General features: G+C 61.8%; 16 protein-coding genes. 9 read left to right on the top strand and 7 right to left on the bottom strand.

What is annotated here, in order from left to right:
- The first annotated feature begins 11 nt into the window (after positions 1–11).
- The 5 genes from ACYU70_RS07300 to ACYU70_RS07280 all read left to right on the top strand — a co-directional run bounded on the left by ACYU70_RS07300 (position 12) and on the right by ACYU70_RS07280 (position 4284).
- Positions 12–695: a DUF2306 domain-containing protein gene (locus ACYU70_RS07300; RefSeq protein WP_342296754.1), complete on the top strand. Its 684-nt coding sequence runs from the start codon at positions 12–14 to the stop codon at positions 693–695.
- Complete coding sequence (locus ACYU70_RS07295) at positions 692–1585, top strand: hypothetical protein (protein WP_342296753.1); 894 nt, start codon at positions 692–694, stop codon at positions 1583–1585. Before ACYU70_RS07300 ends, ACYU70_RS07295 begins: the two co-directional genes overlap by 4 nt.
- Positions 1586–1672: 87 nt before the next feature.
- Positions 1673–2479 (top strand): hypothetical protein, encoded by an 807-nt coding sequence (locus ACYU70_RS07290; RefSeq protein WP_460615953.1) that lies wholly within the window; start codon positions 1673–1675, stop codon positions 2477–2479.
- 116 nt (positions 2480–2595) lie between these two features.
- Complete coding sequence (locus ACYU70_RS07285; RefSeq protein WP_342296751.1) at positions 2596–3429, top strand: LexA family transcriptional regulator; 834 nt, start codon at positions 2596–2598, stop codon at positions 3427–3429.
- A 132-nt stretch (positions 3430–3561) separates the two neighbouring features.
- Positions 3562–4284: a pirin family protein gene (locus ACYU70_RS07280; protein ID WP_342296749.1), complete on the top strand. Its 723-nt coding sequence runs from the start codon at positions 3562–3564 to the stop codon at positions 4282–4284.
- Positions 4285–4374: 90 nt separating this feature from the next.
- On the opposite strand, the gene ACYU70_RS07275 is transcribed toward ACYU70_RS07280, so the two are convergent.
- Entirely contained in the window at positions 4375–5280 is a 906-nt protein-coding gene (locus tag ACYU70_RS07275; RefSeq protein ID WP_342296748.1) for a hypothetical protein, read from the bottom strand.
- Between the two features lie 212 nt (positions 5281–5492).
- Between ACYU70_RS07275 and ACYU70_RS07270 the strand changes: the two genes are divergently transcribed.
- Together ACYU70_RS07270 and ACYU70_RS07265 are read left to right on the top strand one after the other, a co-directional pair.
- Entirely contained in the window at positions 5493–6527 is a 1035-nt protein-coding gene (locus ACYU70_RS07270) for a fasciclin domain-containing protein (RefSeq protein ID WP_342296747.1), read from the top strand.
- Positions 6528–6655: 128 nt separating this feature from the next.
- A complete protein-coding gene (locus tag ACYU70_RS07265) occupies positions 6656–8209 on the top strand; it encodes an alpha/beta hydrolase (RefSeq protein WP_460615952.1) in 1554 nt (517 codons plus the stop codon).
- Positions 8210–8360: 151 nt separating this feature from the next.
- Here ACYU70_RS07265 and ACYU70_RS07260 read toward each other — a convergent pair whose 3' ends face one another.
- The 5 genes from ACYU70_RS07260 to ACYU70_RS07240 form a co-directional block, all read right to left on the bottom strand.
- Entirely contained in the window at positions 8361–9299 is a 939-nt protein-coding gene (locus ACYU70_RS07260; RefSeq protein ID WP_342296745.1) for a zinc-dependent peptidase, read from the bottom strand.
- Between the two features lie 35 nt (positions 9300–9334).
- On the bottom strand, positions 9335–10648 hold the full coding sequence (locus ACYU70_RS07255) for a hypothetical protein (RefSeq protein ID WP_342296743.1): 1314 nt from the start codon (positions 10646–10648) through the stop codon (positions 9335–9337).
- A 21-nt stretch (positions 10649–10669) separates the two neighbouring features.
- Complete coding sequence (locus ACYU70_RS07250; protein WP_342296741.1) at positions 10670–10996, bottom strand: low molecular weight protein tyrosine phosphatase family protein; 327 nt, start codon at positions 10994–10996, stop codon at positions 10670–10672.
- Between the two features lie 161 nt (positions 10997–11157).
- A complete protein-coding gene (locus tag ACYU70_RS07245; protein ID WP_342296740.1) occupies positions 11158–12609 on the bottom strand; it encodes a DEAD/DEAH box helicase in 1452 nt (483 codons plus the stop codon).
- A 342-nt stretch (positions 12610–12951) separates the two neighbouring features.
- Positions 12952–13887, bottom strand: coding sequence for a YihY/virulence factor BrkB family protein (locus ACYU70_RS07240; protein ID WP_342296739.1), 936 nt, complete (start codon positions 13885–13887; stop codon positions 12952–12954).
- A gap of 106 nt (positions 13888–13993) precedes the next feature.
- Between ACYU70_RS07240 and ACYU70_RS07235 the strand changes: the two genes are divergently transcribed.
- The gene (locus ACYU70_RS07235; protein ID WP_342296738.1) at positions 13994–14533 is read left to right on the top strand and encodes a DUF2062 domain-containing protein; all 540 of its coding nucleotides are present in this window, start codon (positions 13994–13996) and stop codon (positions 14531–14533) included.
- A 134-nt stretch (positions 14534–14667) separates the two neighbouring features.
- Here ACYU70_RS07235 and ACYU70_RS07230 read toward each other — a convergent pair whose 3' ends face one another.
- Complete coding sequence (locus ACYU70_RS07230) at positions 14668–15195, bottom strand: NADPH-dependent FMN reductase (RefSeq protein WP_342296736.1); 528 nt, start codon at positions 15193–15195, stop codon at positions 14668–14670.
- Positions 15196–15315: 120 nt separating this feature from the next.
- Here ACYU70_RS07230 and ACYU70_RS07225 point away from each other — a divergent pair, with 120 nt between their 5' ends.
- Positions 15316–16086 carry a toll/interleukin-1 receptor domain-containing protein gene (locus ACYU70_RS07225; RefSeq protein WP_342296735.1) on the top strand — a complete coding sequence of 257 codons (771 nt, stop codon included), beginning with the start codon at positions 15316–15318 and terminating at the stop codon, positions 16084–16086.
- Positions 16087–16091: the final 5 nt, after the last annotated feature.

Raw genomic sequence — 16091 nt, 5'->3', positions numbered from 1 at the left:
TGCCGCGCTTCATGGCCCGAAAACTCTTGCTCGCCCTCGCGGCCCTCGCGGCCCTCGTCATCGCTGCCTTCGCGGGCCTGATGCTCACCAAAACGCTGCCCTACTATACCTTCGAGAAGGGCATCCATTTCCTCACCACCAAGAGCGACGAAACCAACGACAGCCCCGTGTTTCGGCTGGGTTTCTATGTGCACATCACCACCAGTCTGCTGGTGCTGGTGGCGGGGCTGATGCAGTTTCTGCCGGTGCTGGCGCGGCGCGGGCCGGGGCTGCACCGGCAGCTGGGCAAGTTTTACATCATCGGCATTCTGGCGCTGGCGGCCCCGTCGGGCCTCATTCTGGCGCACTTTGCAAATGGCGGGCTGGCCGCGCAGGTCGGTTTCACGCTGCAATGCCTCGTGTGGTGGCTGTGCACCTGGCGCGCCTACCGTGCCGCCCGCCAGCGCCAGTGGAGCCTGCATGTGGATTGGATGCTGCGCTCCTACGCCGTGACCCTGGCCGCCCTGGCCCTGCGCGGCGAGAGCTACATCATGTACTACGTGTTCGAAACCAAGCCGATTGAGACGTATCTGACGGTGACGTGGCTCTCGTGGGTAGGTAATTTAGTTGTGATTGAAATCCTATTGGAGGCAGGCTTAGGACGGTATTTTCTGCAGGAGTTCATGCCGGACCTGCGGCGTAAATTGGCGGCATGAAAAATCTGATTTGGATGCTTGTATTAGCGGTGTCCGCCCCGGCATGTCATCAGAAAGCGCCGGTTGCGCAGGCCGCAACAGTTCCGCAAGCAGCCAAAGGAGCCCCTGCGGCCGCAGATGTTGCGGCGATGACGGCCCAACCATCATTGCCTTCATTATTCGCGGCTTCAGATACGTTGACGGCCCCTATGCGCCGCTTGGTGAGCCAGTACAACTTAGCCAACCTTTGGCAGGGCGATACGAAGGATAAGCAGGGAAATCCAGCTTTGGAAGGTTTTTTTGGCCCTGACCACTACCGTTTTGCATTGGTTTTTAGTCAAGTGCGGCGCGATGAGCAGCATCCAGCCATCTACCATGTTCAAGGGAAATGCCATTACCGGAAAAACGTCCGAAAATTTGCCGGTACCCTAACCATGCGGCAGGTGCAGGACTTGCCGCGGGGATATTTTTTCATCGCCGGAGCGGGCAGTGAATTGCTAGATACGGCAGCAGCCCAAACGTATACGGCGCGTGCTCAACTCCAACTAACCGAGGAAAATAGTGATAATAGTGGCCTTTTTGAAGGAGAAGCCATACTCGATTTCTATACCTTGGCCAAGTCGAAAAAAGTGGACTACGTAACGGCCGTGATGGGTATCGACGAAAGCATGCCCACCCGGGGCAGTGGTTTACTTGTGCGTGGAAACCGGCTGAACCGTTCGACCAAGCAGGTGAAGAAATTTGTCATTTCGACCGATTTCTTCGCAGCTGCTCCCGAAGTGTACAAAGACTTCGCCATCGGCGACCGGGGCGGAGAAATCAACCCTAAATACGCTAAGCTGGGCTGGAATGAACTGTGGGAGAATGAGGAATGGTGGGCCGACTCGCCCAAGCCAAAGCTCAACCTCTAATACTAAACCAGCCACCATCACCGTTGGGAAAGCATAAGCGCCATCTAGCAATATAGCTGGCCTTAAAAACCCTTCTCTTTCGGTTGTATGCGGTACTTTCTGCTTCTCACAGCGCCTGCGCTGCTCTTCGCTGCGCCCCAACCCCAACACTTGCCCAGCTTTTCGGGGCCAACTGCCAGCCCAGCTGCCCCGCTGGCTGCCCCCGGCGCGGTGCTCACCAACGCCACCCGCACCGCCCTGCTGGCCCGCACCAACTTAGGGAAACTATGGCAGCACCAGCCCCAGGCCGGCACCGAAGACGTGCTCAACGGCTGTTTCGGCTACGATGGGCGGCGGCTGGAATTCGTGTTCACCACCGTGCAGGCCGATGGCAAAAGCCCTGGCCGCTACCTCGTGGCCGGCAAGTTTCGCTGCTACGGCGACGTGACGCCCTTTCGGGGCAGCGTCGAATTGCAACAGGTACAGCGCCTGCCGGCAGGTATGAAAGTGATTGCGCCTGATTATGAGGAGTCGGCCGCGCCAACGTATTGCGCCACGGGCGGTTTTGCGCTGCAGGCCACCAGCCGCCACGGGCTGGGCGGCCAGTTTACGGGCCGCATTGCGCTCGACTTTCAGCTCACACCCAGCCGCCGAGCCGTGCTGATGACAAATACCGCTAATCCTGCCACCCGCAACGGCGGCCTGTTGTTTGAAGGCAGCTGGGCCGACGGGCCGGGCAGCGAAACCACGCCCGTGGTCTGGAAACAGGGAATTGCCGTGACGCACGAGGTACTCACGCGCTTCGAAATCGGCGAGCGGGATTCTCACATCAACCCCAAATATGCCCGCGTGGGTTGGAATAATTTCTGGAAAAACGACGAATGGTGGGTAGAAAGACAAATTGCTCAACGCTAAAGTGGTGGGCAGAAATTTATTAGCTAAGTGAATTAGTAACTTCGCGCTTGCGTTGCTAACTTCACCAGCCGAATCTGCGTTAAATCCAACGCCACTCCCGGCTGCTGCCCCCACCGATGATTAATACCAACCTCAAATTTTGCCGGCGCGAGCTCGCCCTCACGCAGGCCCAGATGGCCGAGAAGCTCGGCATCAAACGTTCCCTGGTGGGTGCCTACGAAGAGGGCCGCGCCGAGCCCCGCCTTGCCACCCTGGTCAACATGGCCCGCCTGTTCGGCATCACGCTCGACCAGCTCGTGACCACCGATTTCAGCAAGAAGAAGAACACCAAAATCATCGGCTCCCTGCCCGCGCCTGACCCCAACGCGCCCGGGGCCGATGCCGACGACAACCCCGAGCCGCCCACGCCGGCCGCCGGCGGCAAGCTCCGCGTGCTGGCCTTCACCGTGGACAAAGACCAGAACGAGAACATCGAGCTGGTGCCCCAGAAAGCCGCTGCCGGTTACCTCAATGGCTATGCCGACCGCGAATACCTGGAGGTTCTGCCCAAGTTCCGTCTGCCCATGCTCTCGCAAACGGGCACCTACCGCGCCTTTGAAATCGCCGGCGATTCGATGCTGCCCATTGCCAGCGGCACCGTCATCGTGGGCCGCTACGTGGAAGAGTGGGCCAACATCAAAGACGGTACACCTTGCATCGTGGTGAGCTCCCGCGACGGCATTGTGTTCAAGCGCGTCTTCAATAAAATGCGCTCCGGGGCCATGTTCGTGCTGCATTCCGACAACCCGAATTTCTCGCCCTACGACGTGAAGGCCGACGACGTGCTCGAAATATGGGAAGCCAAAAGCTACATCAGCAGCACATTCCCAATTGCTGAGCTCTCGCTGGAGCGCGTGGCCAGCCTCGTGCTCGACCTGCAACAGCAAGTGGCTCTGCTGAGAAAAGCCTAGCGCCGCGCTGCTTAGTTGGAAATACCGCAAGCCCTTCCGTATCCCGGAAGGGCTTTGCTGTGTGGTATGGGGCCAACTTCCGGCCCGGCCTGCGCGTATGGGAGGCACGCCATATCCTCTCGCTCCCAAGCTATGCTCAAATACATTTCCGCCGCCGACCGCCATCACGCTGCTCCCGCCGCTTGGCTCAGCAGCTACTTCCTGTTTTCGTTTGCCGATTATTTTGACCGCACCAACATGCACTTCGGGCCGTTGCGCGTGTTCAACGACGATAATGTGGCCGCCCAGTCGGGCTTCCCGCAGCACCCGCACTCCGAAATGGAAATCGTGACGCTGGTGCTGGATGGCGAAATCACGCACCAGGACACGATGGGCAACAAAACGACCATTAAAGCCGGCGAGGTACAGCGCATGACTGCCGGCACCGGCCTGGCCCATTCCGAGTTCAACCGCCAGGACAAGCCCCTGCACCTGTACCAGCTGTGGTTTATTCCTGGCCAGAAGGGCCTGGCCCCCAGCTATGAGCAGAAGGACCTGGGCTTCACCAGCGGCAATAAAAACAAGCTGGTGCCCCTCGTGACCGGCCAGAAAGTGCTGGAAGACGTGGTATACATGAATTCCAACAGCACCATTTACTGGGCTAACTTGGACGAGGACGAGGAGATTGAATTTAAAACTTTCCCCATCCGCCTCACCTTCATTTACGTGAAGCAGGGCACCATTTTCGTGAATGGCACGGAACTCGGCCCCAACGACCAGGCCCGCATGACCGATGACGACGTGGTGCAAATCCGCGCCGCAAAAGATGCCCAGTTTATTCTGATTGACCTGCCTTCGGCCGAGTCGAATTATTAACCAAGCAAACGAGAAAGCGCCCCCAAAACCGGATGACTTCCGGTTTTGGGGGCGCTTTCTCGTTTGCTTAAAACAAAGACGGCTAACGAATTAGAAGTTATACGTGATGCCGGCCGAGTAGCCCGTGGATTTGCCAATGTTGCGGCCGGCCACGTAGGTGCTGGCCCCCAGCGTCAGGCCAAAGCCGTTGGTGATGGGCCGGTAGGCGCTGGCTCCCAGACGGATGTAGTTGACGCGCGTGGAGGGGAAAAAGCCAGTGAAATTCTGGGCGGCAATGTCGGTGCCGCCGTTGGACTCCTGAAATGAAGCGTTGCCTTCCAGGTATACTTTGGGGCCGGCGTAGCCCAATTTGACCTCGCCCACGAGGGCATCGGGCACGGGGCCGGTGCGCAGGCTGTAGCCTACCTGGCCCGTGGCAAACACCCCCGAGCTGGTTTTGAGATGCGCCACGCCGGCGGCCGTGTACTTGGTGGCCCGGTTGCCGATGGCGATGATGTAGCCGTAGCCGGTGTTGGTCTGGTAGTCGCTGACCGGGGTGCTGAAGCTGACCACGCCCAACAAATCCAGAATGCTGCTGCCGATTTCGCGGCTGTAGGACTTGAACTTGAACAGCGCGGTGAGGTCCTGCAGGCCCTGGCGCACGTTGGTATAGCCCTGCGTGGAGTAGTAGGAGTTCAGGTTATCAATCACCGCGCCCGGTGCCCGGCCTTTCGACTGGATGTAGGGCAGGCTTATAACGGCGTCAATCTTGTCGGAGAGGCCGTAGGTGCCGTACAGGTTGAGAGAATTAACGCGCACCTCCTGAAAAATAGGCACGCCGGAGACTTTTTCGGGGGCCAGGTACACATCGTCGTAGCGCTCGGCCGTGCCTGACACCACCACTGAGCCGTGGCCCTTGCCCGCCATGAAACCGCTCACCAGACTCTGAGCCTGCGCGGTGGTGGCAACGCCAGCAACTAGAAGAGCACTACAAAACAGGGTGGAGAGATTTTGCATAAAAGCAACAAATAAGGAATTACTATAAGGAGCAGACTGATTGGAAACAGCCAAACAAAAACGGCTTAATCAGTCTATTTTGACGCAATCTACGGGTGAGTTTGGGGGAGCGGATTTACCTTAGCGCAATCCGATGGCTTTATAAAATCGTTTATATTCAGCGATTTGAGTTGAACGCACTTGTCAGCACGATAAAAACAATAATTTGCCCGATGAAAAAATATTTTCCCATTAAAGCCGGGTTGCTGGCCTTGGGCCTTTTGGCTGTGAATAGCTGCGCCAAAAACAAAGAAGTTGAACCGTCCATCACGAATATTGCCGTCACCAATCCCGATTTTCAGGAGTTGGAAGATGCGGCTATTCGCGGCAACGTGGCCGTGCTGCTCGGCAACAAAAACACCGACCCCGCCAGCGGCGGAAACTTCACTGTTTTTGCGCCAACCAATGCCGCTTTCAGCCGCCTAGGCCTCAACACGGCCCAGGATTTGGGGGCGTTGCAACAGTCGTTTTTACAAAACACGCTTTATTATCATGTCTTCAGTGGCCTATTGCCGGGCAGCGCGCTAACGCCGGGCAGCAGCCCGTCGCCAGGGGTGTTCACGACCAAACTCATTCCTGCTACTGCAACCACCCCGGCAATTCAGCCGGTGACGCCCACCAGGCGTATCATCCGGCGGGCCGATGGCACGCTGTATGTCAACGGTTCCAAAATTCTGGGTACTGATGTGAAGGCGGCCAATGGCCTGATTCATCCTATTGATAAGGTATTACTGGCCACGGGCGGCAACGTGGTGCAATCGGCCATTGCGCTGCAAACAGCGCAGGTATTTGTGAAGCCCGAGTTGACGTTTCTGGTGGCGGCCGTGGTGAAGTGCAACTTGGCCGGGCTGCTGTCGGCGGCCGGCCCGTACACTGTGTTTGCGCCTACCGACCAAGCGTTTATCGATGCCGGTATTCCAAGCGTAGATGCCATCAACAACATGAATGCCACCCAAGTAGCCGCGCTGACGGGCATTCTGGCAAACCATGTACTGGCTGGTAGCCTGGGTGATAAATTCACGCCGGAACTGCCGGATGGCACCTCCGTAACTAGCTTTGGTACGGGTTCGCTGCAACTCGGAACCTTCACAAACGGTGTCCTGACAGTAAAGTCGCGGGGCATTACGACGCCCGCCAACATGGTGATTCCCGATGTGCAATGTACCAACGGCGTGGTGCACGTGATTGACCGCGTGCTGCTGCCCTAACTTGCCGCAGGCGCGGCTCTATTGTTCTCGCAAGGGGCCAAAAAACCGCAGCCGATGCGGCTAGGAGGTTGTTTAAAATTGATATGACAAGGATGTTTCTCCGCAACGCGGGAAAGTTGATAGTTGGGATGGGACTGTGGCCGGCGGCGGTGCTGGGGCAAACCAGCACGCCCACCCGCCCCGACTCGGCGGCCCAACATGCGACGGCAGCAGTGGTTGGCAAGCCCAGCCTGACCGGAGTTTGGAAAGGGCCGCTGTCTATTCCCGGTGGGACATTGCCCGTCCAAATCAGCATCATCCAGCCGGGCGCTAATAAGCTGATTGCCACGCTCGACCTGCCTGCCAAGCGCCTGAATAAAGTGCCGGCCTCGCTCACGCTGCGGGGCGATACGCTCATCTTCTACGCCGCCACCGTGGACTGCCGCTTTGTGTGCACCCAGGCTGGTGAGGCGGGCCAGGAACTACGCGGCGTGTGGTCGCAGCCCGGCCTGCGGGTGCCGCTGGTGCTGCAACGGGCCGCCGCCAACGGTGCCGGCCCGGCGAGCACGGAAAAAACCGTGGCCGTGAAAGCCACTACCTACCACATCGAAACCGTGAGCCTGACCAGCCAGCCCGGCAACGTGGCCCTGGCCGGCACCCTCAGCATTCCGGACGGGGCCGGGCCGTTTCCGGCCGCAGTGCTCTTGTCCGATATGGGCAGCCAGGACCGCGACTCCCGGCAGGGCAGCTACCGATTTTTTGCCGATATCGCCGCCACGCTGGCCCGTCAGGGCATTGCCGTGCTGCGGCTCGACGACCGGGGCGTGGGCCAGAGCGGCGGCAACGGCACCCTGGCCACCACCGCCGACCTGGTGCGCGATGCCCTGGCCGGCCTCAACTACCTGCGCGTCCGGCCGAGCATCGACCCGGCCCGTACCGGCCTCATCGGGCACGGCGAGGGCGGTAACGTGGCCCTGCTGGCGGCGGCCCAGCCCGTGCCGCCCGGCTTTGTGGTGGCGATGGCCGCGTCTGGCTTGGTAGGGTTGGACCTGCTGGCCAGCCAGGCCGAGCCGCTGAGCACCGCCGACACGGCCCGCATCGGCGCAGCCCGCCGCCAGGCCTGGGCCGAGGTCTTGGCCAAAGCCGCTAAGCTCCGGACCAGCGGCTCCAACTCGGCGCAGGTAGAAACCTACGTGGCGCAGCAGCGGCTCAAAATCAAAAGCGAGGCGCGCAAGCAGGCGGAAGCGACCCTCAAATTCCGGCGGACTATGCTGGAAATTGTGCGCCAGACGGCCAGCAACGACCAAGCCCAGGCCATTGTGGTGAACATGCTGCGCCAGCGCTACCCCGACCAGGACCCCGCCCTGGCCCGCGCCCGCGCCACCGACCTGCTCACGCCCTGGTACCGCTACTATCTCAAATTTGACCCCCAGGCCAGCCTTGCCGATGTGCAGTGCCCGGTGCTGCTGCTCAACGGTACCGACGATGCCGAGGTGAATGCCGCCACCAACCTGACGGCGCTGGAAAAAGGCCTCAAAGGCAATAAGCGCGTCAGCTCACGCCGGCTGCCGGGCCTCAATCATTGGTTTCAAACCCCCACCGCCGAACTCATTGTCGCCGATGATGGAACGGTTGACCCCGTGGTTGCCCCGGTGCTGCTCACTACGGTGCGCGACTGGGTGTTGCAGCAGGGGAGCAAGTAGCGCGGTCACACCTGAAGTAGGTCGTCATGCTGAGCGCAGCCGAAGCATCTCTACCGCAATGGTAATCCAATCGAAAGGATTAGTTACGCGGTAGAGATGCTTCGGCTGCGCTCAGCATGACGACCCATCAGGCCAACACCAGCGCCAAAACCTACACCGTTTGAGCGGCCAAATGGCAGTCCTTGTACTTCCGGCCGCTGCCGCAGGGGCAGGGTGCGTTGCGGCCGAATTTGCGGCGGCTGCGCAGGGTTTTCAGCCACTCGCGCGGGTCGGTGGCGAAGCGGAGGAAACGGTTTTTGGGGTTCTGGCGGAAGGCCTGGTTGAGCAGCTCGTACAGCTCGGGGTGATGCTCCTGGAGCTTCTCGGGCTTCTCGAAAAAGTATTCGGTGACCACGGCGAAAAACTCGGCCTCGTTGGTGGCGGCGTAGGGGTTGATTTCCGACTTGCCGGCCTGAATGGCCGCGATTTCGCGCTGCATCACCGCCGTCCAGGATTGGAGCAGCGTGGGCGGCAGGGCGGCTTTGGGCAGGCCGTCAATCACGCCATCGGCCTCGTCCAGCAGGTGCGCAAATTCGTGGATGCCCACGTTCTGGCGGTCCACCGCGTCGCGGAAGCCTTGCTCCAGGGAGGCTTTCGAGAGACGCATATAGTGCTGATTCTGGAAGCCCTGCACCGAACCCAGCAGCGTGCCCTGCAAGGGTTTTACTTCTTTGGTGGGGTCGTTGTCCAGCTGCCAGGCATCGGGCACGATGAGGACTTCGCCCAGGTTGCGGTACTCCCAATCGGGGAAGCCGAATACCGGAATAAGCGCCGAAGCCGCTACCAGCAGGCGCGTGGTATCATCCACTTCCGTTTGCACGCCGGTGATGCGGGTACTGGCCAGGAACACCTGCGTTTGCTTCTCGAACCGAACTTTTTCATCATCCGTCAGGGCCAGATAGAAGGCCACCTGTTCGGATAAAATCTGCCGCCAGGCGGCGGGAAAGTCTTGGGCCAGCGCGGCCGTACGGCGGCGCGAATCGGCGGTGGCGTATTGGTAAAACGCGTAGATAATGGCCGCCAAAACGGCCAGGGAAATCAGATAGGGCATGGCCGTTGGTACGGCCGCCGGGCCGGGAGGTTGGCTCAGGGCTGGTGGGTTTGGGGCGCTGGCTGGTCGTGGTTCCGGCTCAGGCGGTAAGCCAGGCTGCCCCGCACCACGAACAGCCCACCAATAACGAACCACGAGTGAACATCGGCGGCCACGCTCACGCGGTTCCAGCGCCAGCCGGCCGTGAGGGCGGGCAACAGTGGGACGGAATGGTAAACTAAGTCCTCGTCACGGAGCGTAAAATCGGGACCTGGCTGGAAATTGCCCCGCACGTTCCACAGCGAATTCAGCTCGTAGCTCAGGCCAAACAACAATTGCTGCTCGTGCGGTAGCCAGACAAAGTAGCGCACACCGATGCGGGCCGTGCTCATCAGGGCCTGGTAATGGTAGGTGGCGGCGACAACGGCTAATTCTGTGCGGGTGCAGCCCGCACAGCGCGGGTCAGGAATAGTGTTTACAACCGTCACAAACTGCGAAAGCTGGTTGCGAAAATTCCCCAGATTTAGTTCGCCGTACACAGCGGTTCGCCGGCTGGGCAGCAGTACCTCGGCATACAGCCCACCGAAGGGCCGGGCTTCGCAGTCGGTACAGTCAGCGAGATTGACGTTGCTGTTTTCTGAGTGATTGTAGCGCACCCCGGCCAGTGCGCCGCCTTGCACCGACACCCGGCGGCGGGGCGCGGCCACCGCCAGCCACGAGCGGCCCGCTTGCCGGGCCGGGCCGCAGGCCTGATTGTAGCGCTGCACAACGGCCACCAGCCCGGCCGGTGTAAACGCCGCCGACTTTGCCGCTTGGCTTGCCTCCGGGCAATCGGCCAAGTACAAGGCCAGTTGATTGCGGTAATTATTACCATCCGTGACTTCCCAGCCGCCGTTGGGGGCGTGCCGCAGGTATTGACGTTCGCACAGGTCCACTACGGGCTGGCCTGCGCGGTGCAGCAGCAAGTGCAGGCTACCGGGGCGTACCACCCGGAACAGCGTCATCGGTCCCTCCACCAGTACCTCGGCCAGTAGCGAATCAACCTGCACATTGGTGGCGTAGCCGTGTGGCAATCGTGCCAGTTCCGTTACGTCGGCGTGGTTGATGGGCAGGCCCTCGTAGCGGAAGTACCGGCCGTTGGTGAGCAGCACGGCCCGCAACTGCCGGGGTTTCAGCGTCTCAATGGCGGCTGTGGGGCCGGGCCTAAACCGGATGGAGGCGGGCGGCTCGACCCAGAACCCGTTCTCGATTTCACCCCGTAGCGTGTCGCCGTTGGCGCGCACCAGCAGGCCCGGCTCATATACTTGGGCGTGGGTTTGGAGAGTGAAAAGTGGCGCGGCGGCCAGCAGCAGTAATAGTCGTTGCAGCATAGAGGGTAGATAATGTGGCTACTAAAGTAACGGCAAATGCGCCGCCAGCTTCTCGCGCAGCAGCGCCACCAGCGTGGGGTGCTGAAACGGGTATTTATCGGGAATGCGCAACGTGACTACGGTCTTGCCCGCCAGCTCGGCCGCGAATTTCTCCCGCAGGCGGTCGGCGTGGCGGCGCTCCATCACGAAGATGATTTCGGCCCAGCCCAGGTGGCCGGCCGCCACGCGCACCCTAGCCCCCGGCTCGGTGCCGGCCGAGCGGGCCTCGTGGTGCGGGTGGTCGTCAAAAAGCCGCTCGGCGGTGAGGCTGCGCCACTTGTTCTGGCTGCAGATGAAAAGGAGGCGCATGGGGGGCAGTTGGATAATAAGGGTAAAAAAAACGTCATGCTGAGCGCAGCCAAAGCATCTCTACCGCACAACGCAATCCAATCGAAAGGATTACTACTGCGGTAGAGATGCTTCGGCTACGCTCAGCATGACGTTCCGGGCATCGTTCAGAGAGTGTGCTACTACCGAATCAGCGCCACTTTCACTTTCTTGCCTTTCACCTTCGCGCCCTGCATGCGGGCCAGCACTTCTTCGGCCAGCGCCTCGGGCACGGCCACGAAGCTGTGGTGGTCGAATACCTCAATGCGGCCCACGGCGTCGCGCTCCAGGCCGCCCACGCTCACAAAGGCTCCGGCCAGGTCGCCCCGGCTGATTTTCTCGCTCTTGCCGGCCGATACGTGGAGGGTGACGGTGCTGGGGCGCGGGGCTTTGGGCAGGGCATCGGGGAGGGCGGGCGGGCGCAGGGCCGCCCATTGCACGCCTCTGGCGGTGGGCCACTGCTGGATTTTCTGCTGCTCGTGGGAGGTTACGATGAGGTGGGCAGTGCCCACGGCCCCGGCGCGGGCGGTGCGGCCGGCGCGGTGCTGGAAGGTGTCGGTTTCGTGGGGCGGGTCGAACTGCACCACGGTGTCGAGCTCGTTCACGTCGAGGCCCCGGGCGGCCACGTCAGTTGCTACCAGCACGGTGGCCGAGCCGTTGCGCAGCTTCATCATGCTTTTGTCGCGCTCGGGCTGAAGCATTTTGCCGTGCAGGGCCTCGGCGGCCAGGCCCCGGCCGCGCAGGAAGCGGGTCAATTCTTCCACCCGGTCGCGGGTATTGGCGAAGACGAGGGAGCGGCCGGCGGTGGGCTGGCTGATGAGGTGGTAGAGGGCGGCGGGCTTCTGGTCGGCGGCGCTCACTACGTGGCCGCGCAGCACCAGGCTCTCGGGCAGGGTGGTGGCGTTGGAGCCGCCCACGTTCATCACGCGGGGCCGGGTGAGGTACTCGCGCACGAGGTTCAGCACCTTATCGGGCATGGTGGCGGAGAACAGCAGCGTCTGCCGGCGCTGCGGCAGGCGGCTGATGATGGTAGCCATTTCTTCCTGAAAACCCAGCTCCAGCAGCTTGTCGGCTTCGTCCAGCACCAGCACTTTCAGGCGGTTGGGCACGATGGTGCGGCGCTCCAGGTGGTCGAGCATGCGGCCGGGGGTGGCCACCACGATGTGGGGCATTTGCTGGAGGCCTTTCACTTCTTCGCGCATGGCGTGGCCGCCGTAGTAGCCGGCCACGCGCAGGTTCGGGACGTGCTTGCCGAGGCGCTGGAGGGCGTCGCGCACCTGCATCACCAGCTCGCGGGCGGGCACCAGCACCAGGGCCTGCATGGTGGCCGAGGTCACATCGACCTGCTGCAACACGGCCAGGCCGTAGGCGGCGGTTTTGCCCGAGCCGGTGGGGGCCTGCCCGGCCACGTCCTGCCCTTCGAGGGCGGGGGCCAGCACCAGCTGCTGCACGGGGGTGGGCTGGGTGAAATTCAGCTCGGCCACGCCGGCCAGCAGGGCGGGGGAGAGGCCGAAATCGGCGAATTGGAGGTTGGGCTTGGCGGTGGGCTGGGCCGATGAGGCACCGGCAGCGGCGGAGGTATCAGGAGTTTGCACGGGACAAAGGTACGGCTTGCTTCCCCTGACGGCGCAGGCTGTGGTATCGTAGGGTGCGGGGCTTGCCCCCGCCCGCGCGCCTATGCAACGAGCCCGTTCAACGGCGGGCGGGGGCAAGCCCCGCACCCTACCGCATGAAACTTACATTAGTACCCGGTACGCCGAGCCAAGCATCAATGTAAGATACATCGACTCCCAGCCTGCGGTGCCGGGTGCTAATGCAACTTACATCGGCAGTGGATTGGCAGCGCCGGGCACCGATGTAACTTACATTGGCAGTAAGCTGGCCGCGCCGGGAGCTAATGTAAACTGCATCGGCAATAAACCCGTCGGCCCGCCCCGCTACTCCTCCACGTTCACCAGCCGGTAGCGCACGGCCGATTTCTTGGGTCGGATGTCCAGCCCAATCCGGTGGGCGTAGGCCTTCGTGAACGCCGCCCCGAAGTAGAATATCATGGCGCAATAGAACACGAACAGCAGCACCAGTACCAGGCTGGATGCCGGGCCGTAGACTGGTCCCAAATCCCGCGCGACCAGTAATTGTCCCAGCACCACTTCGCCCAGGCTGATGAGCAGGGCCGTGAGCGCCGCCCCGCGCGTGACCGCCCGCCACGGCACTTTGGCCAAACTCAGCGTGCGGAAAGTGACGCCGAACCAGGCCGCCAGAATCAGCCAGGCAATGACGGCATTCAGCCCGCGAACGATGAAATAGGCGAAGGTGGCATCGAAGTCGCGGATGCTTTCGGCAAACAAGCTCAGGGCGGCATCAGCCCCGAAGGCCAGCAGGGTAAGCACCGCCGTGGCCAGCAGCACGCCGCCCGAGCGCACCCGCTCGTGCACGGCCTGCGACACCTTGCCGGTGCCGCGCTTGGGTCGGATTTGCCAGAGCTGATTGAGCGAATGCTGGATGATGGTGAACAGCGTGGTGGCCACAAAGAGCAGAAACGCGAAGCCCACCACCGTCACCAGCCGGCTGCGGCTGGGGTCGGCCACGTTCATCACAATCTGCGAAACCAGCCCCGCCGCCGGGGCCCCCACCAGGTTGCTGACCTTGCCCAGCAGCATCACCCGCACGATGGACGAGGGGTAGAGCGAGCTCAGCAACTGTACCAGAATGATGAGGATGGGCGGCAGGGCAAACGAGGTGAAAAACGCCGTGGCCGCGCCCAGCCGCAGCGGGTCGTTCTGGCCCAGCTCGCGGCCGGCGCGGTGCAGCAAGATGGGCAGCTCGCGCCACCACGGACCCGGCAACTCGGCCGGGGAATCTAACTTTGTCATACAATACCCGGGGCGCAACATTTCGGGCCGTAGCCGTAAGAAGCAGGCCCCCAACGAAGGTACGGGCTGCCGTGTGGCCCGGCTTTCGGCCCCGTTATTTTTCTGTATGTCGCCTTCTGAAACCCAATTGCCGCCGCTAGTCCCGCCCGCCCCGCTGCCGCCGCGCTCCTGGCTGCGCCGCCGCGTGGCCGACCCGCTGCTGGACCTGCTCAAAACCGGCCTATCGCCCGAAAAACTAGCCCTCACCGTAGGCCTGGGCGTAGCCATCGGGCTGATTCCCGCCCTCGGCATCACCACCATACTGAGCGCCGCCGTGGCCCTGCGCCTGCGCCTCAACGTGGCCGCCATGCAGCTGGCCACCCACCTGATGACGTTTTTTCAGCTGGCGCTGCTCATTCCTTTCCTACGCGCCGGGGCCATAATCATGGGCCAGGGCGATAAAGTGGCCCACCTCACGGTAGCCAGCCTGCGCCAGCTCATCGACCACGAAGGTTGGGAAGCGGTAGGTAAATTATTGTGGCGGGCTGAGTTGGGCGCGCTGCTGCTATGGGCCGTAGCCATGGTGCCGCTGGTGGCGGTGCTGTACTTCGTGCTGCGGGTGGTGTTCCGGCGGGTGCTGGCGCGGCAGGCGGTGTTGGAGGACTAGAAAACGCCTGTCATCCTGAGCGCAGCGAAGGACCTTATCACGTTCGCAACAGTTGAATTACTGCCAGCTGTTCTAACGTAATAAGGTCCTTCGCTGCGCTCAGGATGACAGGCGATTCTTTAAAAGCCCCGATACTAAAACGCCAGCAGCGCCGCCGCCTGCTCGCGCAGCAGCTGCCGCGACAGGTCGTGGTTCAGGCCGTGCTCTGCGTTCAAATCTTGGTTGATGAAGGGCAGGCGCACGCGCTGGGGCAGTACCGTGGTGCCGAGGTACATCAGCACATCGGTGAGGTGGGCCATAGCCAGCAGGCCGCCCTGGCCACCGCTACTCAGGCCCACCAGCGCCACCTTTTTGCCCTGAATGCCGCCGGGGTAGGTGAGGCCGTCGATAAACGCCTTCAGCACGCCGGGAAACGACGCATTGTACTCGGGCACCACAATGACGACCTTATCACTCGCATCGAGCATGGTGGCCAGGCGGTTGAACTCCGGGTGCGTGCCCACGTTGGCGTAGAGCGCCGTGGTAATGAAGTCGACAGGCAGCTCGGCCAGGTCCAGAATGTGGCTGTCGGCCCCCAGCTCCGTGAGCAGGGCGCGGTAGTAGTCGGCAATGCGGCGGGCGCGCGAGTGGGGCCGGTTGGTGCCGGCAAGGATGGTAATCAAGGGGAGGCGCGGTAAGACGAGGTGCAAATATGCTGCTTAACCTCTTGGGTGGGGCAGAGGTTGCGCGGCCCGGCCCCGGCGCGGCTAGTTTATGCAGTCCCTTGTGGGTACTTTCGTCCCATGCCAGCATCTGCCCGCACCAGCGTTTTTATCAGCTACAGCCACGCCGATAGCCAATGGCTGAACCTGCTGAATACCCACCTCAAACCACTGGTCCGCGACCAGAACCTGGAAATCTGGAGCGACCAGAAAATCCGCAAGGGCGAGCGGTGGCGCGACCGCATTCACCAGCAGATGGCCATGGCGCGGGTCGGTATTTTCCTGGTGAGTGCCGATTTTCTGGCCTCCGACTTTATTCACGCCGAAGAATTGCCCCCGTTGCTGAAGGCGGCCGACCGCGAGGGGGCCACCCTGCTCACCATCATTGTGCGGCCCTGCGAGGGCGCGTTTCAGGATTCGCCGCTGAGCCAGCTCCAGTCCATGAACGGACCGCGCACGCCCCTCAGCGGGATGAGCCGGACCCAGCGCGAGCAGGTGATGGTAGAGGTTTACAACGAGTTGCGCAGCCTTTTTCGAGCATCGGCCGCGCGCCCGGCCCGGCGCAAGCCCACTGCTGCCTCCAGGCCCGTCGCTAAGAAACCCGCTGTCCCGGCCTCCAAGCGTGTAGCGGTCACTACCGCAGAACCCGATTCAGATGCTGCGGCTAAATCGAAAGCCATTGCCAGAAGCAAGGCCATTGCCAAAAATAAAGCCGCTACCCCGGCGGCCAAACCCACTACCCGGTCCAATGCCAAAGCAGTGAAGGCGGCCCCCAAGCCCACCGCCAAACCAGCCGCGAAAGCTGCGTCCAAAGCCCCAGCTAAAAAAGCCGCGCCCCGCACCGGCAAATAACTCAC

This window comes from Hymenobacter segetis (assembly GCF_054776495.1).
This window is presented reverse-complemented; position numbering and strand designations above follow the sequence as displayed.